This window comes from Kordiimonas lipolytica (assembly GCF_042651265.1).
Taxonomy (GTDB): Bacteria; Pseudomonadota; Alphaproteobacteria; order Sphingomonadales; family Kordiimonadaceae; genus Kordiimonas; species Kordiimonas lipolytica.
In genome coordinates this window covers 305,986-329,481 of record NZ_JBHSCR010000003.1, presented here as the reverse complement: position 1 = coordinate 329,481, position 23,496 = coordinate 305,986, and the positions used below count along the sequence as shown (strand labels likewise).

Below are 23,496 nucleotides of genomic sequence, written 5' to 3'. Positions count from 1 at the left end.
CTGCTTTAGGACTGAAGGAAGGTAGTCAGCACCTCATCCGCCAGGGCCTTCAGGGTCATCTTGCCGTCTGGTTGGAACCAGTTCCGCGTCCAGGCAAGTGCGCCGCGGATCAGCTGACGTGTGATCTTGGGGTCGCCCTTGAGAAGCCCCTTGGCGGCACAGCCCTCGAGCGCGCTGTTCCAGCAGGCATCGTAGCTGCCGTCCCGGATGGCCAGCACAGCATCGCGGTACTGCGGTTCCAGGCTGCGCCATTCGTCCACCAGCACATAAGCCGCATGGCCGCTTTCCCGGTGAATGCTGTTAAGCTCATTCAAGACAAGCGCCCTGAGCTGCTCGACCGGATCGTCAAGACCCTCAACCGCCTTCTCGGCACTTTCACCCATGGAGCGAGTCGTCAGCGCCATGGCTGTATAAAGGATTTCCTGCTTGCTTTTGAAATGATGAAACAGGCTGCCGGACAGGATGCCGGCACGCGCCGCAATGTCCCGCACAGTCGTGCGCTCGAACCCTTTTTCATAAAATAGATCAATGGCTTCCTTCAAAATCCGCTCCTTCGCGCGGCTGATTTCAAAGGCATCCGGGACCTGATTTTCCAAAGCAACTGTCATGCGGGAAGGCTACTCCATCCGACAACGCTTGACAACCAAGCGCTTGCTTGTTTTTAATTAATGCCAACAATTAAATCAAGTGGAAGGATACCGATGTCTGGGGAGGCTCAATCGGGATACAGGTCTGTCTTCAAGGGCGGGCTTTTTACGGGGACACGTATTGTCGTCACCGGCGGCGGCAGCGGCATCGGGCGCTGCACCGCGCATGAGCTCGCAAGCCTTGGCGCAGAGGTCATCATCACCGGCCGCAACCAGGACAAACTGGACACAGTTCAGGCTGAAATCACTGAAGATGGCGGCACGTGCCAAACAAGCGCCTTCGATATCCGCGATGAAGAGGCCGTAAAGGCCGCCATTGCAGACATCCTCAAGGGTGGCCCCGTGACGGGCCTGGTGAATAACGCGGGCGGGCAATACCCTTCCCCTCTTGAGGCCATTTCCACCAAAGGGTTTGAAACTGTGCTGCGCACCAACGTGGTGGGCGCCTTTAACGTGACGCGTGAGTTGGTTACGCAAAGCATGAAGGACACCGGCGGCGCAGTGGTGAACATCACCGCCGATTTCTGGAACGGCATGCCTACCATGGGCCATTCAGGTGCAGCGCGCGCGGCGTGCGATAATTTCACCAAAACCGCGGCGGTCGAATGGGGCCGCTTCGGCGTGCGGGTAAACTCGGTGGCCCCCGGCTGGGTGGCCTCCTCGGGCTTCGACACCTATACCGACCCGCAGGTGAAGGCGATCCTGCCGCAGCTCAAGAATTTCGTGCCGCTTGGGCGCATCGCCACCGAAGCGGAAATCGCCAGCACCATTGTGTTCCTTCTGTCTCCCGGTGCGGCGTTTGTATCCGGCGCCAGCCTGCGCGTGGATGGCGGCGGCAGCCTGTTCAGCCCCATGTTCCCGCCCCAGGGTGCGAAGAACAGCGAAAGCTACCAAGGCTTCCACCGCTATCGTGTGCCCAAACTGCTGGGTGGGGAAGACTGATGCCCGAACTTGACAGCCAGATCGATACATCGTCCGACACGTTCAAAGCGAACGCCGCCTCCATGCAGGCCGCGCTGGATGAGATCGCAGCCATTGAGGACCTGAAAGCGCAGGCGCAGGAAAAGGCCCGTGCGCTGTTTGACAAGCGCGGCAAGCTTCTGCCCAAGGAGCGGCTCGCGCTACTCCTCGACCCCGGCACGCCGTTTCTGGAACTATCGGCTCTCGCGGGCTACAAGATGTATGATGACCGGGACGGGTCTGGCGCTGGCGGCTCCATCGCGGGGATCGGCTATGTCAGCGGCAAGCGCTGCATGGTGATTGTGTCAAACAGTGCGGTCAAAGGCGGCACAGTATCGCCCGCAGGCCTCAACAAAGGGCTGCGCCTTCAGAATATCGCCATGGAAAACAAGCTGCCCATTGTCGGCCTGATGGAAGGCGGCGGCGCGAACCTGCAGCATGTCTCCGACATGTTTGTTGAAGGCGCGCGCAGCTTCGCAAACCAGGCGCGCCTTTCCGCCGCTGGCATTCCGCAAATCACGGTGGTGCACGGAAGCAGCACGGCGGGCGGAGCGTACCAGCCCGGCCTATCGGATTATGTCGTGATGGTGCGCGGGCGCTCGAAAGTGTTCCTTGCGGGGCCACCACTTCTGAAGGCTGCCACCGGCGAGATCGCCGTAGATGAGGAACTTGGCGGCGCAGAACTACACGCGGAAGTCACCGGCACAGCCGAATATCTGGCCGAAGATGACGCTGACGGCATTCGTTACGCCTGCGAAATAATGAAGCGCCTACCATGGAAAGCGCCCGGTACGAAACAGGACGACTATCCAGCACCGCTCTTCTCACCCAATGAGCTGATCGGCGTGGTGCCCGCAGACGCCAAAACGCCTTATGACGTGCGCGAGGTGATCGCGCGGCTGGTGGACGGCTCAGATTTCCTTGATTTCAAGAATGACTATGACAGCCAGACGGTATGCGGCCACGCAAGCGTCGCAGGCCAGACCGTGGGCATCATCGGCAATAACGGCCCCATCACGCCCATCGGTGCCACAAAGGCCGCCCAGTTCGTGCAGCTCTGTGATCAGTCTGGCGTGCCCATCTTGTTCCTCCATAACACCACCGGCTTCATGGTGGGCAAGGATGCGGAAGCGGGCGGCGTGGTGAAGCACGGCTCAAAGCTTATTCAGGCGGTCACGAACGCGCGGGTGCCCAGAATTTCCATTCATATCGGCGGCAGCTACGGCGCTGGCAACTATGCCATGTGCGGTCGCGGTGTGGACCCGCGCTTTGTTTTCTCCTGGCCTAACGCCCGCACCGCCGTGATGGGCGGCGCGCAGGCGGGTATGGTGCTCCGGATCGTGGGCACAGAGAAAGCCAAACGCATGGGTGAAACGCCGGATGAAGACATGCTGGCGGCCATGGAAAAGGCGACAGCCGACCAGATGGACGCCTGCTCAACCGCGCTCTATGGCACCGCGCGGCTGTGGGATGACGGCATCATCGACCCGCGCGATACGCGTAACCTACTGATTTACCTATTGGATATCTGCCGGGACGCGGACAGCCGCGAAACCCGGCCCAACACTTTTGGCGTTGCACGCTTTTAGGGGGAACACGACATGCTTTTTACTGACCAACATAATGAACTCCGCCGCACCGTCGCCCGCTTCGTTGCGGAAGAAGTGAACCCCTATGTGGATGAATGGGAAGAGGCTGGCATTTTCCCGGCGCATGAGCTGTTCAAGAAAATGGGTGACCTTGGCCTTCTGGGCATCTCCAAGCCCGAAGAATTCGGCGGCCTGGGCCTGGATTATAGCTACGAGATGGTGCTGGCCGAAGAATTGGGCGGCATCAACTGCGGCGGCGTGCCCATGGGCATCAGCGTGCAGACCAACATGGCCACCCCTGCCCTCGCCCGTTTCGGGTCGGACGAGCTTAGGCACGAATTCCTCGCCCCCGCCATCGCGGGCGACATGGTGTGTTCCATCGCCGTATCCGAACCCCACGCGGGCTCTGACGTGGCGGCGATCAAGACCAACGCAGTCAGGGACGGTGACGACTATGTCATCAACGGCACCAAAATGTGGATCACCAACTCAACCCAGGCGGATTTCCTGTGCCTTTTGGCCAACACCGGCGACGCGCAGGAGCATGTGAACAAATCGCTGATCATTGTGCCGACGAACACGCCCGGCATCAGCTTTTCGGAAAAGCTGAACAAGCCGGGGATGCGGTCATCCGACACGGCGCAGATTTTCTTTGATGACGTGCGCGTGCCGCAGCGCTACCGGATCGGTCGCGAAGGTGACGGCTTCAGGATGCAGATGATGCAGTTCCAGGAGGAACGCCTGTGCGCCGCCATGCTGGGCCCCAAAGGCATGTCAGACACCATCCAGCGCACCATTGAATATACCAAGGACCGGCAGATTTTCGGCGGCAGCGTGCTGGATAACCAGGTGGTGCAGTACCGGCTGGCGGAACTGCAGACGGAAGTGGAGGCGCTGCGCGCGCTGATCTGGCACGCGACCGAGCAATATATCAACGGCATTGATGTAACCAAACTCGCGACCATGGCCAAGCTGAAGGCCGGGCGACTGGGCCGCGAAGTGCCGGATGCCTGCCTGCAGTATTGGGGCGGCATGGGCTTCATGTGGGACAACCTGGTGGCGCGGAGCTACCGCGACGGGCGCTTGTCCTCAATCGGTGGCGGGTCGGACGAGACCATGCTCCGTATCCTGACCAAACTGATGGGCATGTCCAATGGTTGATCCTGTGGCTGACACTGGGATTGATCCCGTCCTCATCAGCCAGGCCGGCGGCGTTTTCTACGTGACGCTCAATCGGCCTGAGGTGAAAAACGCCATGAACTTCAAAATGGTTGACGCGCTGATGGATGCGTTTGACACAGCCGAGGCAGACGACAGCGTGCGCATCATGGTAATCCGCGGTGCAAACGGCGTCTTCTGCGCGGGCGGCGACCTGAAAGACTTCAGCACTGGCCACAAGAACGCAGATGACATCGCCATCGGCAACCGCCGGTTCGGCACACTGCTGGAGCGCGCCCAGCGCTTTCCGAAACTGCTTGTCACTTTCGTTCGCGGCGCGGCCATGGGCGGCGGCTTCGGGCTTGTGTGCGTGTCGGACGTTGCCATCACGGAAGACAGCTGCCGCTTTGGCATGCCGGAAGTGACGCTGGGACTTATCCCGGCGCAAATCGCGCCGTTCGTGCGTGCCCGCATGGGGCTGACGGAAACCCGAAGGATGGCGCTCACAGGCGATATCATCACAGGCAAAAAGGCCCGGAAAGTGGGCCTTGTGCATTATTCCGAACCCACTGTCGAAGCCATGGACCGCAGGCTGACCGACACCATTGAAAAGGCCAGGAAAGCAGCCCCCGGCGCTGTGGCTGCCACCAAGAAGTTGCTGATGGACATGGGGGACACGGTCACGCCTGAAACGCTGGATGAGGCCGCCAACCTGTTTGCGCGGTCGCTTCAGGGCGAAGGGCTGGAGGGCACCAAAGCCTTCGTTGAAAAACGCCCAGCCAAATGGATGGAGGGCGACAAATGATAAGGCGCCTGTTGATTGCCAACCGGGGGGAGATTGCCTGCCGGATCATCGGCACCGCGCGCGCGATGGGCATTGAAACCGTCGCCGTCTATTCCGACGCAGACACATGCGCCCAGCATGTGAAAATGGCGGACCGCGCCGTTCACATCGGCCCCTCACCCGTGAAAGACAGCTATCTGAAGATCGACGCTATCATCGCAGCGGCCAGAGAAACAGAAGCGGATGCCATCCACCCGGGCTATGGATTCCTGTCCGAAAACGCGGCCTTCGCAAAAGCTGTCGCAGACGCCGGCATCACCTTTGTCGGGCCTTCCGCTGACGTCATCGCCCAAATGGGTGACAAGCGCACCGCGCGCGGCATCGCAGACAAAGCCGGTGTGCCCACCGTACCCGGCTATGACGGCGCTGATGCGGACGACGCCCTGCTGCTGAAGGAAGCAAAGCGCATCGGCACGCCCCTGATGATCAAGGCCACAGCCGGCGGCGGCGGGCGCGGCCTCAGGCGCGTGGATGACCTGAAGGGTTTCACCGAAGCGCTTGAAAGCGCCCGGCGCGAAGCGGGCTCCGCCTTCGGCGACAGCGGCATCATCCTGGAGCGGATGATCGCCGAGGCCCGGCACGTGGAAGTGCAAGTGCTGGGCGACACCCATGGCAATGTAATTCATCTGTTTGAGCGCGATTGTTCATCCCAGCGCCGACACCAGAAGGTGATTGAAGAAGCGCCCTGCGCCACCATCACAAGTGAGACCCGCACGGGCCTGACAGATGCTGCCGTGAAGCTCGCGAAAGCTGTGGGCTACACGGGTGCTGGCACGGTCGAGTTCCTGGTGGACGAAGACGGTGCCTTCTATTTCCTTGAAATGAACACCCGCCTTCAGGTGGAACATCCAGTAACGGAACTGGTGACCGGCATAGACCTTGTGGCCGAGCAACTCCGCGTGGCCTCAGGCGAGGCGCTGAGCGTCAGTCAGGATGACATCACGCTTTCGGGCCATGCGATCGAGGCGCGGCTTTATGCCGAAGACCCGGCCCAGAGCTTCATGCCGCAAACCGGCACGCTGGGTGCCTTAGACATCCCCATCGGGGAAGGCTGTCGGCTCGACAGCGGCGTGGTGGCGGGTGATACAGTCAGCCCCTATTATGACCCGATGCTGGCGAAGCTGATCGCGCATGGCAAAACCCGCGAGGAGGCAAGAAACCGCCTTTCCGTCATGCTATCTGAAAGCCGTATCGCAGGCATGGCAACCAACAAGGCGTGGCTGGCCTACCTCTTGAACGATGAACCCTTCCGGTCAGGCACCATGCGCACCCACACGCTGGATCATGCCACCCCTTTCATCCCGCTGCCACCGGAGACACAGGCGTTGACGCTTGCGCTTCTGTTGCAGGGTGCGGCCCTTAAGGCCAGCCCAATGGCCGCGCTGGCAGGATGGCGAACCCATGCAGGAAACTATACCCGGCGGGTGTTTGAAGTGGACGGCACGCGCGTGCCCGTTGAAGTGCGCCAGTCACGCACCGCCACCGGCTGGGAAATCACAGCCAGCACAACCGACAAAACGCGTAGCACGCTATTTGACGGCGAGACCTTCACCTACAAGGGCGAAAAACTGCGGGTGGCCCACGCCCGAAACGGCGATCAGCATTCAGCAGATTTCGGCCGCTGGCACATTGCCGGGCGGGACGTGACCCACGCCCCGGCTTCAAGGGCCACTGCTGGCGGCACCGGCAGGCTGACCGCCCCAATGGACGGGCAGATCGTGGCCGTACAGGTTGAAAAAGGCGCGCTGGTGAAATCCGGCGACCTGATCTGCGTGATCGAAGCCATGAAAATGGAACATCACATCCGGGCCGACATGGACGGCACCATTGAAGAGTTATCCGCAAGCATTGGCGCGCAAGTGAAAAGCCGCGCGCCCCTTGCCACTATTATTTCGGGGGATACCGCATGACAGACAAAGCCATTTTGACCTGTGCGCTGACGGGCGTACTGACGGACCCAACCCAGCACAATGTGCCGGTGACACCCGAGCAGATGGCGGCTGAGGCCAAGGCCGCCTATGACCAGGGCGCCACCATCATGCATTGCCATTACCGGCAGCAGGAGTCCGGCAAGGGCCATCTGCCTAGTTGGGACGGTGCGCTGGCGCTTGAGATCAACGACGCCATCCGCGCCGCCTGCCCGGGCGTGGTGATCAACATGACCACCGGCGTTGTGGGCCGGGACCAGACGGAAGTGCTGGACTATCTTGCACACTGCAAGCCAGAGATGGCGGCAATGAACGCGGGCACGCTGAATTACCTGAAGACCCGGAAGGACGGCAGCTGGGCCTGGCCGCCCATGACTTTCCAGAACCCGGTCGATAAGGTGGCCGAGATGCTGGACTGCATGCGCGAACACAATATCGTGCCAGAATTCGAATGTTTCGACATTGGCATCCTCCGCTCCGTCAGTCTCTATATCCAGAATGGTATGGTTGATCATGCGGACGTGAATTTTGTCATGGGCGTGGCCTCGGGCATGCCGTGCGACGCGGACCTGCTCCCCTTACTCGTGAAATACCGCCCGGAAGGCAGCCCCTGGCAGGCCACGCTGATCGGGCGGGCAGATGTCTGGGGCGTGCACCAGCGGGTGGCGGAGCTGGGCGGCAACCTGCGCACGGGCCTTGAGGACTGTTTCTATCTGCCATCGGGTGACAAGGCACGGTCAAACGGTGAGATGATCGAGGCGCTGGCGGCCTGCGCGCGAAATGCCGGGCGCGAGGTCACGACACCAGAGGAAACCCGCGCACACCTGGCCACCCAGGACTGGAGGCAGGCATGATCCCCGATCTTAAAAGCTTCGGCTTCACATCTGAACACCAGGCCCTTTACGACACAGCGTACAAGTACGCCGAGAAGGAATTGTGGCCGCTGTTGCCGAAGATGGATGACGAGGACTGGTTCCCGGATGCGGCCTACCGCGCCATGGCGGATGTGGGTTTCCTGGGCACCACAGTTCCGGAAGCACTTGGCGGTGCCAACCTTGACTTCACCAGCCAGGCATTGGTTGCGGAAGCCTTCGGATATTGGAACCACTGCTTCGGCGCCAGCTGGGGCGCCAGCGAAAACCTGTGCGTGAACAATATTGTCAGGAACGCAAACGATGCGCAGAAAGAAAAATATCTGCCGCGCTTTGTGAAAGGCGCCATCGGTGCGCTGGGGCTCACGGAACCCGGCGCCGGGTCTGACGCGCTGGGGTCCATGGCTACCACGGCGACGCGCGACGGTGATCATTATGTGCTCAATGGCCGCAAGATGTTCATCACCAACGGCCCGGTGGCGGATATTCTGCTGGTGTATGCAAAAACCAACCCGGCTGCTGGCCCGCACGGTATTTCCGCCTTCATTGTTGAAAAAGAATTCGAAGGCTTCAGTGTCGCCCAAAAGCTTGACAAGATGGGCTGGCGCGGCAGCCCAACGGGCGAACTGGTGTTCGACAATTGCCGCGTGCCAGCTGAAAATCTTGTGGGCGCGGAAAACCATGGTGTCGCCGTGGTCATGAGCGGCCTCAATATCGAGCGTGCTTTCCTGTGCACATCCACCGTGGGCGTGGCGCAGCGGGCACTTGACCTCAGCGTCGCCTACGCCAAGGAACGCCAGCAGTTCGGCAAACCAATCGCGCATTTCCAGCTGATCAAGGGCTTACTAGCCGACATGTACACGGACGTGGAGACCATGCGCGCCACCGCCTACCAGTTGATGAAAGAGATCAACGATCTGGAAAAAGGCGGCGGCGGTCGCGGCACCATTCATATGCGGACGGCCATGAACGCGCTGCACACGGGCCGGGCACTGATGCGCGTGCTGGATAGCGCGGTGCAAATTCACGGCGGCATGGGCTTCATGCGCGAAACGGAAGTGAACCGGCTCTATAGAAGCGGCAAGGTGATCGAGATCGGCGCCGGCACCAACCAGATACGGCAGACGATCATCGCGCAGGAGCTGCTGAAATAGACACAATAATCGTGGGGGAGACGATCATGTGGGAAGGCAATGAAATAGGAATCGGCTGCAAGACGGTGATGGAAGACCTGGCCTTCTGGGCCAAGGAAAAACCAGACGTGTCTTTCCTTGTGGACCTGAAGGCAGGCGAGCAAATCCCGGTCAGTTGGGCGGAAACAGCCGAGACCGTGGACCGCGCCGCCCGCGCCATACACACCCACTTTGGCAAAAGTGGCCACAAGACGGCGATCCTATCAAAGAACCGGGCGCACTGGATACTGGCGGACCTCGCCATCCTTGCGTCCGGCAGCGTGGCCGTCCCTGTGTTCACCACCATGCGGCCAGAGACCTTCCATTATGTGCTGGATTTCGCCGATGTGGAATTGTTGTTCCTGGGCGAAAGCGCCAACTGGGCGGAGGTGAAAGCCCATGTGCCTGCAGGCATCACCATTGTCACCCTGCCGGGCGTGGATGCAGCCGAAGGCGACATGACATGGGACGAGTTTCTGGCGCTTGGGGACGGGAAACCCACCCCTCAAGGTCACGGACCAGAAGATGTCGCGACACTGATTTTCACTTCAGGCACCACTGGAAAACCAAAGGGCGTGATGCATTCCATGGGCAGCCTGGGGCGCGCCACCCACACGCTGGTAGAGCAAACGGAATCCGGTACTGGTTGGAATTTCATTTCCTACCTGCCGCTGGCGCATCTGGCGGAACGGCTGATTATTGAACTGCATGCGCTTCGGATCGGCGGCACCATATTCTTCAACGAAAGTCTTGAAACATTCGGGCAAGACCTGGCGCTCGCCAAGCCCAACTATTTCTTCGGCGTACCCCGCATCTGGGACAAGCTTTCATCCGCCGTGATCGCAGGCACTGAAGGCGGGACTGAGGCCTTGAGGGCCGCGCTTACCGGGCCGCATGCCGATATGGCGGCCGCTGCCGTACGTGACAAGCTTGGCCTCGCGAGCGTGGAGAAGCTAGTGTCCACCACGGCCCCCGTGCCGCCCCACATCAAGGAATGGTTCAAGCTTTTCGGCCTGCCGCTGATGGACGGCTACGGCCAGACGGAAATCCTGCCGCTGGCCACCACGCCCATGGGGTCCAACAAGCCCCATACGGTAGGCCGCCCCGCCCCCGGTGTTGAAGTGCGCATCACGGAAGAAGGCGAACTGATCGCCCGCGGCCCCGGCTGCAGCCTTGGCTACTATAAGATGCCGGAAAAAACGGCGGAAACATTCCGTGACGGCTGGGTCTATACTGGCGACCGCGCGGAACTGGACGAAGATGGCTTCGTGATCCTGAAAGGCCGGGTGAAGGAAACCTTCAAGACCGCCAAGGGCAAATATGTCGCGCCCATGCCGATTGAGGCCAAATTCCTTGAAAGCGACTATCTCGATCAGGCCTGCCTTGTGGGCCACGGCATGCCGCAGACGGTGCTGTTGCTGGTGATCGCTGAGCTGGCAGAAGGCTTGGCACGGGACGCGATTGAAGCCCATGTGCGCGAACGAGTGGCTGAGATCAACCCGACCCTTGAGCGCCACGCGCAGGTGGGCGCAGTGCTGGTGGCGCCGGAGGCCTGGACCATCGAGAACGGCATCCTGACCCACACCATGAAAGTGCGGCGCGAACGGGTGTTGGACCAGTTCGGCGATGCCATTGATAAGGCCGCTGGGGCCATGGGAAGCGGCGCGGCCTTAAGGGTCGAATTTCTGTAACTCTGTGGCTATGGACCCTGTTTGCGAAGCTAGCGGCACGCCAAACAAGTTCAGGGTGACAACTGGTTTTATCTCAACCGTCATGCTGAACTTGGTTCAGCATCCATCAGCCCGCCATCAGGCCTTCAAGCTCGACCCCTTGGGCGTTTCACCCGCGGCCAGTTGGTCGGCGAACAAATGGTTGCGGTCGCGGTGCCCGGCTTCATCCTCACGCACGACAATCACCACATCACGGAGCGTAGCGCCTGCGCCCAGGCCCCAATAATCAATGGCGATCTGCGGCGCGGGTACATTTTCGTGCCGCCCGGCGTCAATCTCCGCCAGATAGCTGGTGTAGCTCGTTACCGCCTCTTCCTCGAAGTATCCCACCACGCGGTGCGCGGTCTTGGGCGCGAACAGATAGAGGAAGAAATAGAGATTATAGAAAATGGCTTGCGTCACCATGATCACGGCGCGCTCGAACAGCGTTGGCTGTGCCACATGGATGAAGGTCATCAGGTGCATGCGCTCATTATCAGCTTCTTCGAGTAATTCCTTCACCCAGCCTTCATCGTCACGGATCTGGCGAAGCGCCTTCAGGTGCTGCAACAGGCCGCCAACCATACCGGGCACGGCCGCGACGGTCTCCAGCACCACCGCCCGGTGGCCATAGCGTTTGGCAAAGAATGTATCGGCAAAGAAGCGCAGAAGCTTAACAAAGCCGAACGCGATACGGTCCGACGCGCCTTTGGGCACATGGTGGGGGTTCTGATAGCCATGATCTGGCTTCGTCGTGGTTTGCATCTCATCTCTCCCATACTCAATGGTCACCGGGCGGCGGCGTGTTCCAAGCGTCGTGCCCGTGACCTGAATATAGGAGAGAGGAGATCAGATTACCCTGCGACAACCCGCCCCTGCGACAGTTTGGCAGGCCTACATCTTGCGATCGAGCCTAAAGCTTGCAATCGAGAATAAAGGGGTCGAACACGCTGCCGATCAGCATGCGTCCCGCATAGGGTGCTGCAACACTTGAGCCCGAAATGGGATCACCGTCATTCAGATACACTTCCTGCAGATCAAAGCCGCCGTCCGCAAGCGTCGCCTTTAACACCTGGCTGGGTGACCGATTGGCGGCATCCTTGGCATGCTCGACAAACTTGAGCGTCTGGGGATGCGCGCCAATCCACAGATTGCCGTCGGCGTCCCACTCCAGGTTATCGAGCGCGGTATTCAGGTTATCTTCCGCCACCAGGGTCAGCTCCATCGGGGTTTCGCTCGGCTTGAATTTCAGGAGCCGCCGACCGGTGGTTTCCGCGACATACAGATGCACGCCGTCCCACTGGATGCCGTTCGGGTACACAAGGCCGCCTTCTACCCGCCGCATGCCGTGTTCATCCCCATAGGCGATACCGCCGCGCGACAGGCGAAGATAGCTTTCAAGGCTGCGGCCCAGCTTTGTCTCGCTGCCCTTGTCGATCGATGCATAGAAGGTTTCAGGCCCCGTGGCCACCACGTCATTGAGGCTGTAGGGCCCGTCCGTTTTGACCGTGCGAATGTGAGTGAGCCGCGCGGGGCCGACCTCAAAAATTTCAACCTGGCTAAGGGGCATGCCGCCCGCATCCGCGCTGTTCGGGTGATTAACCACCATCAGGCGGTCCGGGCCCGTGGCGTCGAGCCACAGGGAAATGCCGTGCGGGTGAAAAGACCCTTCATAGTCATGCGGCATGGCAAGCGGGGTCGCCAGGCTGCCAGGGCGGTAAAGGAAGATATCGCCTTCTGCCTCGCCGGTTTTGGCCCAGGTGCGCCGGTCATGGGAGGACAGGTAGGCGAAGCCAGAATCCGGGTCGATCGTGATGTCCTCAACGCCCACTACGCCGGTCACCGCGTCACATTTCCCGTGATAGTGCGGGTTGATCTTGCGGAACGTGCCCGCCGCCATGAGGGTGTTGAGAACAAAACCAACCACCGCCACAACAAGCACACCGCTACCAATCAGGATTTTCTTCTTCACCAGTCATTCTCCCCATCCGTTCGACAGGTAGAACAACCGATTTCAGCATCGAATGCAAAGGGAAATTCCCGCGTGCCTAGGCCTTCGGCTTCAGGTGGATGCCCGCCAGCATGCAGCGTGCGCTGCCGCCGGCTTTCTCAATCGTCGGCACATGAAGCGGCACGAGCGGCATCTCAGCCTCGATCATTTCGATCTGGTCGGGTGTCAGGCTGGCAAGTGCAGTGTCGGAAAGCACCAGCACAAGGCCCTTGGCCGTCCGTACTTCAAGGGCGTTACCGGCAAACTGCGCGATCTGGTCTGCGCCCAAGTCAATGATGGTGCGCCCCGTGGCGGCCAGCCGGTCTTCAATTTCCTGCCGTTTGTCCGCGCCAACAATGGTTGACAGGCCAACAAGCGCAAGCTTGGTGCCCACATTCATCATCACATTGGTATGATAGATAGGGTTGCCGTCAGGTCCGCGCGTCTCGAAGGTGACGGGGTCATATCCAAAATCGCTGCAAAAGCGTTGCACCAGATCTTCATCGGCGCGATGCGACAGCGTCACATAAGCCGCCATGTTCGCATGATCCAGCACCATGGCGCCCGTACCCTCGAGGAATTTTTCAGCATATTCAAAAGACGAATAATCGATCACGCCCGCGACATCATAGCTCTCGCGCAGGAAATCGATGATGTCATCGCGGCGCTCCGCCCGGCGGGACGGCGCATACATCGGGTACAGCACCACGCGGCCATCCGGGTGGGTGGAAAACCAGTTGTTGGGGAACACGCTGTCTGGCGTGTCCACGCCCTTGTCTTCAAACAAATGAACCGTCACACCAACTGCACGCAGGGCGTCCACCGCACCCTGCACCTCATCAAAGGCGCGCTTTTCGGTTCGTTCCCGGTTGCCGCCCTCCACCTGGAAGGCGTTGTCTTCCGCCGTTTCTTCATTGGGATAAAAATGGTGGGGTAGCACCATCACTACAGCGTGCGGCGCCTGGCCTTTGCGTGGGCTGTTCGTCTCTGTCGTCATCCCTTGTCCCTTGGGCTTGGTTAATGGCTGCATATGAGCACAAAAGATGCCGAAAGAATGGCGGAAAATTATTCGTCAACCGCATCTTTTGCGGTCAGGCAGCCCATCTTCCGGCAAAAAATCAGGCGACCACATGCTACCACTGTATCAAGGGAAGGAACGCCAATGATTATTCGACCTGCAAAAGATACTGACACCGAAAAGCTGATGACGCTGGCCGCCAAGGCCGGACAGGGCCTGACCACGCTGCCGAAAAATGAGGCCGGCTGGCAGGAGCGGATCGAGGACTCGCTCACTTCCTTTGCCCGGCCCGCAGACAGCCTGAGCGCGGAGACATATCTTCTGGTGCTTGAAGAGACCGACGGCACGCTATCCGGCGTCAGCGCCATCTATACCAACCTGGGCCAGGGCCAACCCTTTTATAGCTACCGGCTTTCCAAACACGCAGCGCGCGCGCCAGAGATTGGCGTTTCGTGTGAAGCCACTGTGCTGTCGCTGGTGAATGATTTTCATGGCTACGCCGAGATCGGCACCCTGTTTCTGGATCCTGCCATGCGCGGCGGCGGGCGCGGCACGCTCCTGTCCTTCAGCCGTTTCATGCTGATGGCGTCCATGCGCGAGCGTTTCGGCCCACAGGTCATGGCGGAGATGCGCGGCTGGACAGATGCGGATGGGCGCTCGCCCTTCTGGGAAGCCGTGGGCCGCAAATTCTTCAAGCTGGATTTCGCAGAAGCCGATATGCGCTCGGGCGTATCCAACCGCTTTATCGCTGACCTGATGCCCAAGGTACCGATATACACCGAGCTGCTGCCCGATGAGGCGCAGCGGGTGATCGGCCTGACCCACGACAAAACGCGGCCTGCCCGCGCGCTTCTTGAAAAGCAGGGTTTCCGTTTCAGAAACCAGGTGGATGTATTCGATGCAGGCCCCTGCCTTGAGGCAGATCTTGAAAATATCCCGCTCATCCGCGGTGCGCGCGCCTGCACGGCTGGCGACCTTTCAGACGAAGACCTTGCGGCAAGCGCCTTGATCGCCCGCGCAGATGATGATCTCCGCGTGGTGCAAGCCGCCATCGGCCGCGAAGACCTGACTGCTGCGCTGGGCGCCGCCCCCGATACGCCGCTTATCTATTCCCCGCTCTAGGCCCTAAGCCGCCTTCGCGGGCAGGAACCAGTCCTTGAGGTGCCCGATGATATCCGCCGTGAGCTTTTCCGCCACGGCCTGTTCGCGCCAGAAGGGGTTCATGAACACGCACCGGATCAGCACCAGCCGGTCATCATCCAAGACGCCGCCATAGGCGCCCACATGGCGCTCGATCACCTTGGCGTGTGCCTTGCCCGACAGCGTGGTTTTGGAAACGGAAAATTCCGGGCAGGCAACGAAACGGTCAAACACGGCTTCCGTGGCGGCGTTTGAGGTCTTCAGGCTCATGCCCTCATGCGCCAGCGAATAACAGAGGATGTTGGTCTCTGATGGGTCCAAGGGGCGCACGAATGGCAGCTCAGCAACCAGCCTTTCCCGGAACGCCCGGCAGGCGACAATCGTTTCCGCGATCACGCCGCCAAGGCCGGACGTGTCGAACCCCATGGTCTTGCCCGTGAGCCATGTGGCAGCCGCTCCGGCGGCAGAGCGCGAGCCTTCAAGCGTGGTCGACCATTTGTCGGGCACTTCCAATTGACGCTCAAGATACGGTGCCTTGAAACTTGAGACCGCATAAGCCTGTTCGTCCTTCGTGATGATCGCCCCGCAGCTATAGGGCACATAGCCCAGCTTATGGGGGTCGATGGTGACGGAATGCGCCTGCCCGATGGCCGCCAGCGCCGCGGTGTTCGCGTCACTCAGCACGCTTGAGGGCTCACCGCGCAACAGGCTGCACAGGAAACCGCCATAGGCCGCATCCACATGGTGCCAGATGTCCCAGCCCTCGCGCTCTCGCACTGCATTCAGTACGGCCTGCACCTGATCCACGGGGTCGATCTCGCCGGTTTCCGTCGTGCCCGCGACCGACACCACCATGCTGATGGGGCGCGTCTCCTGCTTAGCTTTCTGGATCAGCCCCGCAAGCGCTGTCACGTCCATTTTGCCGCGCGCGTCCAGTGCCACAGGCCAGAAGGCATGCTCGCCATAGCCGAAAATGTTGGTCGCCTTGGTCCAGGAAAAATGCTTGTTCTCCGGCACCAGCAGGATTGGTCCGCGATAGGGCTGGTCAAACGCCCGTGTCATGCGCTCGCCGAATTCATAAGGGTTGGTGGCCACGCCGCTATAGCCGCGCAGGTCGTCAAGCGGAACATTATGTTCGGCCAGCAGCTCTGCGAAGCGGTTCCAGCCCATATGAGCAGCGGAAAAGAGGTCCAGCTTAACGCCGCGCTCTTCTGCAAGATAGAGCGCCAGGCTCAGCCAATGATCCTGCCGGAAACGGGCGCGCCAGACGGCCTCGAAGTTCGCGACCGTGCCGCCCCCGGTGATGTGTCCTGTGGCGCGGGTTGGGTCAAACCCCATCATTTCTGCCAGCATGGCGATGACCTCGGCCTCCACCTTCTGGCCCACTTTGGAGGCGTCGCGGCTGGTGTTGTTGGGGTTATGCAACAGCATGGCGAAATGGCCCATCAGCGCCGGCAGCGTCAAGTCAGACACCATATGGCCGATATAGCGCGGCGTGAACTTGGGAAGCTCATCCTCAAGAAGCTCAGTCAGGTCTTCAAGCCCCGCGATCATGCGCTCCCGCGCCTCAAGATAGGCGGGTGTGCGGCGCTCGGTTTTCACAGACACCGGCGCGTCGCCGGGGAACAGGTCTTTCCGCCACTGGAACCAATGCTCAAGGATCGCCTGGAATTCGGAACGCACCCAGGCTTCGTTTTCCGCCTTGGGGCCAAGAAAAAAGGCCTTGTAGGCCCCGCTTGCTTGATTGGTCGTCATGCTTGTCACCATATAGTTTCACTTGTAACTATGTGGTTTTCTACTTCACTTCTCCTCAGCGAGTGTTGACCGAGGTCAAGTCGCTACCAAATTTCCCGCTGGATCGGGCACCAAAATTCAATATAGTGAACAAAAGCCCGATAAGGACAGAAGCATGACACGCAATTCGCCGCCCGACGTGGGCCAGAAAATCAAGGCCCTGAGAACGGCCGAAAAGCTGACGCTGGACGGTCTGGCCAGAATGTCCGGCGTGTCGAAATCCATGCTGTCGCAGATCGAGCGGGGGCTCACGAACCCGACGCTTGGTACGCTCTGGAGCCTGACCCAGTCGCTGGGGATCGATATCGCGTCGCTTCTCGATGACGGCGCAGGCGAAACACCGGGCGGGCCTGAAATCAAGCTTACCAAAGCCTATGAAACGCCAGAGATACAAAGCGCCGACGGCCGCTGTACGCTGCGCATTCTGGGCCCGATTGATCTGGTGAGCAAAACAGAATGGTATGATATGCGCCTGGAGGCTGGCGGCATCCTCGAATCAGAGGGGCACGCCAGCGGCACAATGGAGCATCTGACGGTGCTTGATGGCGCGCTCAGCGTGCGCGTCGGTACCAGCGTACAGGAAATTGAAGCCGGCGACTCGGCGCGCTATCAGGCGGACGTGCCGCACTTTATTGAAAATAAAGGGCAAAATCCCGCCCGCGCCCTGATGCTGGTTCTGGCGCCATAAAAGCACAGTATCACGGATTATATTGGCTATTGACCAATATATTGAACAATGTATTTAACATATCGAACTCAGCCGTCACCCTGAACTCGTTTCAGGGTCCATTGGCAAACCCCACTGGATACGGCAATAATCTTGGGCATGGATGCTGAAACAAGTTCAGCATGACAAGTGGTATTTCAGGAGGACTTTGGGCATGACCGATCGCTACACAGCGTATCTTCAGGAACAGTTGGCAGAGGTGAAAGAAGCGGGGCTCTATAAGAAAGAGCGCGTCATCACCACGCCGCAGTCATCTGCCGTGCATGTGGAAGGCAGTGGCGACACTGATTTCATCAACTTCTGCGCCAACAACTATCTGGGCCTGTCAAACGACCATATCCTGGTCGAAACCGCCAAAAAGGCGTTGGATGAGCATGGCTACGGCATGTCGTCCGTACGTTTCATCTGCGGCACACAGGATGTGCACAAGGAGCTTGAGGGCAAGCTGGCGAAATTCCTGAAAATGGAAGATGTGATCCTTTACCCAAGCTGTTTTGACGCCAACGCTGGCCTGTTTGAAACGCTGCTGGGCCCTGAGGACGCGATCATCTCAGACGCGCTGAACCACGCCTCCATCATTGATGGCGTGCGGCTTTGCAAGGCCAAGCGCTTCCGCTATGCCAACAACGACATGGCCGAGCTGGAACAGTGCCTGAAGGACGCGCAGGATGCTCGTTTCCGCCTGATCGCCACCGACGGCGTCTTCTCCATGGACGGCATTCTGGCGAACCTGCCCGCCATCTGTGACCTGGCGGAAAAATACGACGCCATGGTGATGGTGGACGACAGCCACGCCGTGGGCTTCATCGGCGAAAGTGGCGCGGGCACGCCCGAGCATTTCGGCGTGCAGGACCGGGTTCATATCATCACCGGCACGCTTGGCAAGGCGCTGGGTGGTGCATCCGGCGGCTACACCGCTGCAAGCGCAGAGATTGTGGACTGGCTGCGCCAACGCTCCCGCCCTTATCTGTTCTCGAACACGCTGGCGCCTGTGATTGCGGCGACAAGCGTGAAGGTGCTGGAGCTTCTGGAAGAAGGCTCTGAGCTGCGTGACCGCGTGCATGCGAACTCAAAGCGCTTCCGCGAGGGCATGGAAAAGCTTGGGTTCACGCTGGCGGGTGCTAACCACCCGATCATCCCTGTGATGCTGGGCGACGCCAAGCTGGCCGCCGACATGGCAGACAAGCTGTTGGGTGAAGGCATTTTTGTCATCGGCTTCTCCTTCCCGGTCGTACCGAAAGGACAGGCGCGCATCCGTACACAGATGTCCGCCGGACACACGCCGGAACAGATCGACCGTGCGGTCGAGGCATTCGGCAAGGTAGGCCGCGAACTGGGTATTATCAGCTAAAGCCCAAAAGGGCACAAGTGAGGGACAAAGGCCATGAAAGCACTGGTCAAAGCAAAAGCCGAAACCGGCATCTGGATGGAAGACGTGCCGATGCCGGAAGTCGGTCACAACGACGTTCTGGTGAAGGTTAAGAAAACCGCCATCTGCGGCACGGACGTGCATATCTACAAATGGGACCAGTGGGCATCCCAGACCATTCCGGTGGGCATGCATGTGGGCCACGAGTTCGCGGGCGAGATCGTGGAACTGGGCTCTGAGGTCAAAGGCCTTGAGATCGGCCAGCGCGTGTCTGCCGAAGGCCATATCACCTGCGGCCACTGCCGCAACTGCCGCGCGGGCCAACGCCACCTGTGCCGCAATACCGAAGGCATTGGGGTGAACCGCCCGGGCGCATTTGCGGAATATATCTCTGTCCCTGCGGTGAACATCTGCCCGCTGCCGGATGGGGTTTCAGACGAACTTGGTGCGATCCTTGACCCGCTCGGGAACGCAACCCACACGGCGCTGTCGTTCGACCTTGTCGGCGAAGACGTGCTCATCACCGGCGCAGGCCCCATCGGCATCATGGCGGTTGCCATCGCCCGCAAGGTGGGCGCACGCAATATCGTGATCACGGATGTGAACGACTTTCGCCTTGATCTGGCGCGCAAGATGGGTGCCACCAAGGCCGTGAATGTGACGACAGACAGCCTAAAGGACACCATGGCGGACCTGCATATGACCGAAGGTTTCGACGTGGGGCTTGAAATGTCTGGCGTACCGCAGGCGTTTGGCAACATGCTGGAAACCATCAACCACGGCGGCAAGGTTGCGCTGCTGGGCATCCTGCCTGAAGGCTCCGGCATCAACTGGAACCATGTAATCTTCAAGGGCCTTGAAATTCACGGCATCTATGGCCGCCGGATGTTCGAGACCTGGTACAAGATGATCGCCATGCTTGAAAGCGGCCTCGACATGAGCCCGATCCTGACCCACCGGTACGGCGTGGATGATTTCCAGAAGGGCTTCGACGTGATGTGCTCAGGCCAATCCGGCAAGGTGATCCTGGACTGGGCAGCTTAAGCTTCAGTGAATTCAGAGCGGGGCGGCCTGCGGGCCGCCACCAGCCACCTGGGCAAGTAGAATAAATCCAGCTTCTCTGCTTATGGGGCTATTTCCCCTATTCCCAAGATGGTCGCGCTATGCCACAAGAGCCTGCTTCCATCGAAGGACAATAGTCATGCAGTCCCAGTCCCCAAACGCCTTTCTGACCGGCCTTATCCTGGTATGCAACACCGTGCTTTTCTGGGGCATCCTGCCCATCGCACTGGTGTTCGCGCTTGAACTGCAGGACGGGGTGACGATCACATGGTTCCGCTTTCTGGTGGCCGCCATTGTGGTTACAGGCATTCAGGCGTGGCGCGGCAAATTGCGCCAGTTCCTGAGCCTGACAGGGCGGGAATGGCTGATGCTGTTGTTCGCGGCCATCTTCCTGATCGCAGACTATGTGCTGTTCATCTATGGCCTGACCTACCTTGAGCCCTCTGCCATGGCGGTCTTCTCCCAGACCACGCCGGTGTTTCTGGCACTGACGGGCGTGGTGTTCTTCCATGAACGCCTGAACCGGTTCCAGACAGCCTGTTTCCTGACACTGTTTGTTGGGCTGGGCCTCTTTTTCAATGCCTCGATCGCTGAACTGGATTTCGGACAGGAAGGTTTTTTGGTCGGCGTGTTGATTGCTGTCTCAGCCTCCTTCATCTGGGCGCTATACGCGGCGCTGCAGAAAAAGCTGATCGGCAGGCTGTCATCAGCCAATATCCTGTTGTTCATTTATCTTGCCGCCGTTGTCAGCCTTTTACCGATGTCTGACCTTACAAGCTTTGGCGCGCTTGAGAGCGCAGACTGGATGATCATCACCTTCTGCGCGTTTAACACGCTTATTGCCTACAGCACCTTTTCGGAAAGCATGAAATATTGGCCATCCACCCACATCTCCAGCGTCGTGGCCACGACACCGGTCGCAACCATCATTGCGAGCTACGTAGGGCACCTGCTGTGGCCGGACGTGATCCGCTTTACCAACGTCAACATGCTTGGCTGGATTGGTGTTCTGGTGGTTCTGACGTCAGCTGTTGCTTTCAATGCCCGTCCACGGCGTAAAACGGAAGTCGCGGCCCTGGGCCAGGACTGCATAGAGTAAGCACCTACATCAGCGGAAGCGGCTACTGGTCCTGCTGCCAATAGCGGGCAAGCACGTTGTTCCTCACCGTCTCAAGGCTGTCGTTAGCCGCTATCAGCCGGTCGATCAATTCGTCACTTGTTTTCAGCGAACAGCCAATGGCAACGGATGCTTCCTGCAGCACATAGGCCACGCGAAACTCTTCCTCGCGTCCGGTTCGCGCCAGCAAGGTTTTCGACATCAGCAGGCCTGACATGAGAAGATCGCCCCGCCCACGCGCGAGCAGGTTGAAGCCGTCCATATCACTGTCCACCTTGACAATGGTGATGTTGGGGAAATCTTCCAGGCGCTTGCTTGTTGCCTCTGCCGTGCGCGACAGAAGCACATTGCCTTTTATGTCTGCGTCCGTCTCATACTGGCGCGGATCGTCCGCGCGGGCATAGAAGGCTAGTCCGCCACCGCCATAAAGTGGCTTGACCCATTTAAAAAGCGGGGCGCGCTCTTCGGTATAATTCATGGAAAAGAGACAAACATTGGCGTCGCCCTGCGCCTGAGCGAACGCGCGGCGCCACGGCATGATCCGAATGTCATATGCGAACCCCGCGCGGCGCATCATCTCATGAACCAGTTCAACACTGGCGCCTACAATGGCCCCGGTTTCATGGTTGCTATAGTTGAAGGGCGGATTCTGTTCTGTCAGCATCAGGAATTTCGGCGGGTCGCCAGCTTCATCCGACTGACCGGCATCCGGCAAGATACCATTCCCAAACGCCGGGAAAGCCGCCAGTTGGCCTACTGCCAAGCATAAAAATACACCGAGAACGCGCACAAACATGCATACATCCAATGTCTGGGCGGCCTGTGCCGCCAACAATACTCTCGCCCCGATAAGCGCCACCATAGGCAGCGAGCATTACAAAAAGGTTAAACTGCCCAACTCGCCTTTCTGGCAGAGCGCATCAACAGACCAATGTGGTCATCAACCATGGACATAAACTTAATCCGTGCCATCTTATGATCAAAGAAACCATGGGAGGGACACATCATGCTTCGACACATTTTGAAAGCCGCACTCGCGAGCGCGCTTCTGGCCTTCAGCGCCCAGGCGGAACAGACCGCCCTTGTGGGCGGCAGGCTCATTGACGGCTTCGGCCACCGGCCCATCGCCAACAGCGTAATCCTGATCAAGGACGGCGTGATCGAAAAGGTCGGCACCAAAGAGACGCTCAAGGTGCCCGAAGGCTATAATGTTGTGTCCACCGAAGGCATGGACCTGCTGCCTGGCCTGTGGGAAAGCCATGCCCACCTGATGCTGAACGGACACGCGGATTATGAGCATTGGGACAAGGCCTACATTAACCGCCTGGCGGACGAGATCATGCCCGCAAGCGCAGCACAGCTGCTGCTGGCCGGTGTGACCTCTGCGCGGGATCTGGGCGCGCCCCTAGAGGCTTCCGTATCCGTCAAGGCACGCATCGCATCAGGCGAAACGCCGGGGCCGCGGCTCTTTATCTCCGGCCCTTTCCTGCAGGATGAACCCTACCCCGGCACGGAAGCCTTCCGCTGGGGCGTGAAATCGGTCTCTGAGGCTCGGGAAAAGGTGAAGATACTCCATGAAGCAGGCGTCGATATCGTCAAGCTGATCGACCAGGACAAGATGGACTATGAAGTGGCGAAAACCATCGTTCACCACGCCCACAAATACGGCATGAAGGTGGTAGCCCACTCCCACCGCCCTGATGAAATCCGCCGCGGGCTGCAGATTGGTGTCGATAATTTCGAGCATACGGGCCTCACGACCGCGCCTGAATATCCAGCTGATGTCATGGAAAAGCTGAAGGAACGCACAGCCACCGGCCGCGTGGCGGGCGGGCCTTTATATTGGACACCCACGGTCGAGGGCCTGTGGAACTTCCAATATACGGTCGACAACCCCGAAAAGCTGGACAGCAATTGCTGGCACCGCGGCCTGAAGGATGACACCATCGCGGATATCAAGCAGTCCATCCAGAACCCCGGCCAGCTTGGCTATACGCAGCTGACACCGCTTAGGCGACCTACGCTCAAGCGCAAGATCGCACAGCTTCGGGAAGCGGGCCTTGTGTTCCTTGTGGGTACCGACAGCGGCATTCCGATGAAATTCCACTGCCAGAGCACCTGGAACGAAATGGACGTGTGGGTGAATGTGATGGACATCCCGGTGATGGATACCATCCGCGCCGCCACATACTGGCCCGCCGTTATGATGGGTGTGGCTGACAAACAGGGCACCGTATCGGCGGGCAAATATGCCGACATCATCGGTGTGAAGGGCGATGTGCTTCGCCACATCAACCTCCTGTCCCGCGTCGACTTCGTGATGAAAGACGGTACGGTCTATAAATATGATGGCCAGGTGAATGAGGCCGCCATGGGGCCATTGGCCCTGACCAATTAAGA

At 59.5% G+C, this 23,496-nt stretch carries 20 protein-coding genes; 14 read left to right on the top strand and 6 right to left on the bottom strand.

What is annotated here, in order from left to right; all coding sequences use genetic code 11:
• Positions 1–5 precede the first annotated feature (5 nt).
• Positions 6–608, bottom strand: coding sequence for a TetR/AcrR family transcriptional regulator (locus ACFO5Q_RS05725; RefSeq protein WP_068152751.1), 603 nt, complete (start codon positions 606–608; stop codon positions 6–8).
• A 93-nt stretch (positions 609–701) separates the two neighbouring features.
• On the opposite strand from ACFO5Q_RS05725, the gene ACFO5Q_RS05720 reads away from it, so the two are divergent.
• The 8 genes from ACFO5Q_RS05720 to ACFO5Q_RS05685 are packed head-to-tail and all read left to right on the top strand — an operon-like array spanning position 702 to position 10,861.
• Complete coding sequence (locus ACFO5Q_RS05720; RefSeq protein WP_068152746.1) at positions 702–1,589, top strand: SDR family oxidoreductase; 888 nt, start codon at positions 702–704, stop codon at positions 1,587–1,589.
• Complete coding sequence (locus ACFO5Q_RS05715) at positions 1,589–3,196, top strand: acyl-CoA carboxylase subunit beta (RefSeq protein ID WP_068152743.1); 1,608 nt, start codon at positions 1,589–1,591, stop codon at positions 3,194–3,196. The genes ACFO5Q_RS05720 and ACFO5Q_RS05715 overlap by 1 nt, the downstream gene beginning before the upstream one ends.
• Before the next feature lie 12 nt (positions 3,197–3,208).
• Positions 3,209–4,357, top strand: a complete 1,149-nt coding sequence (locus tag ACFO5Q_RS05710) for an acyl-CoA dehydrogenase family protein (RefSeq protein WP_068152740.1) — start codon at positions 3,209–3,211, stop codon at positions 4,355–4,357.
• Entirely contained in the window at positions 4,350–5,159 is an 810-nt protein-coding gene (locus ACFO5Q_RS05705; protein ID WP_197421327.1) for an enoyl-CoA hydratase/isomerase family protein, read from the top strand. Before ACFO5Q_RS05710 ends, ACFO5Q_RS05705 begins: the two co-directional genes overlap by 8 nt.
• Entirely contained in the window at positions 5,156–7,108 is a 1,953-nt protein-coding gene (locus ACFO5Q_RS05700; protein WP_156432073.1) for an acetyl/propionyl/methylcrotonyl-CoA carboxylase subunit alpha, read from the top strand. Before ACFO5Q_RS05705 ends, ACFO5Q_RS05700 begins: the two co-directional genes overlap by 4 nt.
• Entirely contained in the window at positions 7,105–7,980 is an 876-nt protein-coding gene (locus tag ACFO5Q_RS05695) for a BKACE family enzyme (protein WP_068152735.1), read from the top strand. Before ACFO5Q_RS05700 ends, ACFO5Q_RS05695 begins: the two co-directional genes overlap by 4 nt.
• Positions 7,977–9,152, top strand: a complete 1,176-nt coding sequence (locus tag ACFO5Q_RS05690; protein WP_068152731.1) for an acyl-CoA dehydrogenase family protein — start codon at positions 7,977–7,979, stop codon at positions 9,150–9,152. Before ACFO5Q_RS05695 ends, ACFO5Q_RS05690 begins: the two co-directional genes overlap by 4 nt.
• A gap of 26 nt (positions 9,153–9,178) precedes the next feature.
• A complete protein-coding gene (locus ACFO5Q_RS05685) occupies positions 9,179–10,861 on the top strand; it encodes an AMP-dependent synthetase/ligase (protein WP_068152730.1) in 1,683 nt (560 codons plus the stop codon).
• A 117-nt stretch (positions 10,862–10,978) separates the two neighbouring features.
• Here ACFO5Q_RS05685 and ACFO5Q_RS05680 read toward each other — a convergent pair whose 3' ends face one another.
• From ACFO5Q_RS05680 to ctlX, 3 genes are all read right to left on the bottom strand, one after another.
• The gene (locus tag ACFO5Q_RS05680) at positions 10,979–11,644 is read right to left on the bottom strand and encodes an alternative oxidase (RefSeq protein WP_068152727.1); all 666 of its coding nucleotides are present in this window, start codon (positions 11,642–11,644) and stop codon (positions 10,979–10,981) included.
• Between the two features lie 148 nt (positions 11,645–11,792).
• Positions 11,793–12,851: an SMP-30/gluconolactonase/LRE family protein gene (locus tag ACFO5Q_RS05675; RefSeq protein WP_068152724.1), complete on the bottom strand. Its 1,059-nt coding sequence runs from the start codon at positions 12,849–12,851 to the stop codon at positions 11,793–11,795.
• A 76-nt stretch (positions 12,852–12,927) separates the two neighbouring features.
• Positions 12,928–13,866, bottom strand: a complete 939-nt coding sequence (gene ctlX / locus ACFO5Q_RS05670; protein WP_068152722.1) for a citrulline utilization hydrolase CtlX — start codon at positions 13,864–13,866, stop codon at positions 12,928–12,930.
• Positions 13,867–14,031: 165 nt separating this feature from the next.
• Between ctlX and ACFO5Q_RS05665 the strand changes: the two genes are divergently transcribed.
• The gene (locus ACFO5Q_RS05665; protein WP_068152720.1) at positions 14,032–15,009 is read left to right on the top strand and encodes an arginine N-succinyltransferase; all 978 of its coding nucleotides are present in this window, start codon (positions 14,032–14,034) and stop codon (positions 15,007–15,009) included.
• 3 nt (positions 15,010–15,012) lie between these two features.
• Here the strand turns inward: ACFO5Q_RS05665 and ACFO5Q_RS05660 are convergent, their stop codons facing one another.
• A complete protein-coding gene (locus ACFO5Q_RS05660; RefSeq protein ID WP_197421325.1) occupies positions 15,013–16,782 on the bottom strand; it encodes a pyridoxal phosphate-dependent decarboxylase family protein in 1,770 nt (589 codons plus the stop codon).
• Between the two features lie 154 nt (positions 16,783–16,936).
• On the opposite strand from ACFO5Q_RS05660, the gene ACFO5Q_RS05655 reads away from it, so the two are divergent.
• The 4 genes from ACFO5Q_RS05655 to ACFO5Q_RS05640 all read left to right on the top strand — a co-directional run bounded on the left by ACFO5Q_RS05655 (position 16,937) and on the right by ACFO5Q_RS05640 (position 21,078).
• A complete protein-coding gene (locus ACFO5Q_RS05655; protein ID WP_068152714.1) occupies positions 16,937–17,509 on the top strand; it encodes a helix-turn-helix domain-containing protein in 573 nt (190 codons plus the stop codon).
• A gap of 193 nt (positions 17,510–17,702) precedes the next feature.
• Positions 17,703–18,899 (top strand): glycine C-acetyltransferase, encoded by a 1,197-nt coding sequence (locus ACFO5Q_RS05650; protein WP_068152711.1) that lies wholly within the window; start codon positions 17,703–17,705, stop codon positions 18,897–18,899.
• A gap of 33 nt (positions 18,900–18,932) precedes the next feature.
• Positions 18,933–19,961, top strand: a complete 1,029-nt coding sequence (tdh, locus tag ACFO5Q_RS05645; protein WP_068152707.1) for an L-threonine 3-dehydrogenase — start codon at positions 18,933–18,935, stop codon at positions 19,959–19,961.
• A gap of 157 nt (positions 19,962–20,118) precedes the next feature.
• A complete protein-coding gene (locus ACFO5Q_RS05640; RefSeq protein WP_068152704.1) occupies positions 20,119–21,078 on the top strand; it encodes a DMT family transporter in 960 nt (319 codons plus the stop codon).
• A gap of 22 nt (positions 21,079–21,100) precedes the next feature.
• On the opposite strand, the gene ACFO5Q_RS05635 is transcribed toward ACFO5Q_RS05640, so the two are convergent.
• Positions 21,101–21,892, bottom strand: a complete 792-nt coding sequence (locus ACFO5Q_RS05635) for a substrate-binding periplasmic protein (RefSeq protein WP_068152699.1) — start codon at positions 21,890–21,892, stop codon at positions 21,101–21,103.
• Positions 21,893–22,102: 210 nt separating this feature from the next.
• Here ACFO5Q_RS05635 and ACFO5Q_RS05630 point away from each other — a divergent pair, with 210 nt between their 5' ends.
• Positions 22,103–23,494: an amidohydrolase family protein gene (locus ACFO5Q_RS05630; RefSeq protein ID WP_068152695.1), complete on the top strand. Its 1,392-nt coding sequence runs from the start codon at positions 22,103–22,105 to the stop codon at positions 23,492–23,494.
• Positions 23,495–23,496 lie beyond the last annotated feature (2 nt).

What these genes read in the sequence shown, in the direction of transcription:
- ACFO5Q_RS05650 (WP_068152711.1), top strand. Translation starts at nt 17,703, where the DNA reads ATGACCGATCGCTACACAGCGTATCTTCAGGAACAGTTGGCAGAGGTG.
- ACFO5Q_RS05665 (WP_068152720.1), top strand. Translation starts at nt 14,032, where the DNA reads ATGATTATTCGACCTGCAAAAGATACTGACACCGAAAAGCTGATGACG.
- ACFO5Q_RS05695 (WP_068152735.1), top strand. Translation starts at nt 7,105, where the DNA reads ATGACAGACAAAGCCATTTTGACCTGTGCGCTGACGGGCGTACTGACG.
- ACFO5Q_RS05635 (WP_068152699.1), bottom strand. Translation starts at nt 21,892, where the DNA reads ATGTTTGTGCGCGTTCTCGGTGTATTTTTATGCTTGGCAGTAGGCCAA.
- ACFO5Q_RS05655 (WP_068152714.1), top strand. Translation starts at nt 16,937, where the DNA reads ATGACACGCAATTCGCCGCCCGACGTGGGCCAGAAAATCAAGGCCCTG.
- ACFO5Q_RS05705 (WP_197421327.1), top strand. Translation starts at nt 4,350, where the DNA reads ATGGTTGATCCTGTGGCTGACACTGGGATTGATCCCGTCCTCATCAGC.
- ACFO5Q_RS05725 (WP_068152751.1), bottom strand. Translation starts at nt 608, where the DNA reads ATGACAGTTGCTTTGGAAAATCAGGTCCCGGATGCCTTTGAAATCAGC.
- ACFO5Q_RS05685 (WP_068152730.1), top strand. Translation starts at nt 9,179, where the DNA reads ATGTGGGAAGGCAATGAAATAGGAATCGGCTGCAAGACGGTGATGGAA.
- ACFO5Q_RS05690 (WP_068152731.1), top strand. Translation starts at nt 7,977, where the DNA reads ATGATCCCCGATCTTAAAAGCTTCGGCTTCACATCTGAACACCAGGCC.
- ACFO5Q_RS05640 (WP_068152704.1), top strand. Translation starts at nt 20,119, where the DNA reads ATGCAGTCCCAGTCCCCAAACGCCTTTCTGACCGGCCTTATCCTGGTA.
- ACFO5Q_RS05680 (WP_068152727.1), bottom strand. Translation starts at nt 11,644, where the DNA reads ATGCAAACCACGACGAAGCCAGATCATGGCTATCAGAACCCCCACCAT.
- ctlX (WP_068152722.1), bottom strand. Translation starts at nt 13,866, where the DNA reads ATGACGACAGAGACGAACAGCCCACGCAAAGGCCAGGCGCCGCACGCT.
- ACFO5Q_RS05715 (WP_068152743.1), top strand. Translation starts at nt 1,589, where the DNA reads ATGCCCGAACTTGACAGCCAGATCGATACATCGTCCGACACGTTCAAA.
- ACFO5Q_RS05700 (WP_156432073.1), top strand. Translation starts at nt 5,156, where the DNA reads ATGATAAGGCGCCTGTTGATTGCCAACCGGGGGGAGATTGCCTGCCGG.
- ACFO5Q_RS05660 (WP_197421325.1), bottom strand. Translation starts at nt 16,782, where the DNA reads ATGACGACCAATCAAGCAAGCGGGGCCTACAAGGCCTTTTTTCTTGGC.
- tdh (WP_068152707.1), top strand. Translation starts at nt 18,933, where the DNA reads ATGAAAGCACTGGTCAAAGCAAAAGCCGAAACCGGCATCTGGATGGAA.
- ACFO5Q_RS05720 (WP_068152746.1), top strand. Translation starts at nt 702, where the DNA reads ATGTCTGGGGAGGCTCAATCGGGATACAGGTCTGTCTTCAAGGGCGGG.
- ACFO5Q_RS05710 (WP_068152740.1), top strand. Translation starts at nt 3,209, where the DNA reads ATGCTTTTTACTGACCAACATAATGAACTCCGCCGCACCGTCGCCCGC.
- ACFO5Q_RS05630 (WP_068152695.1), top strand. Translation starts at nt 22,103, where the DNA reads ATGCTTCGACACATTTTGAAAGCCGCACTCGCGAGCGCGCTTCTGGCC.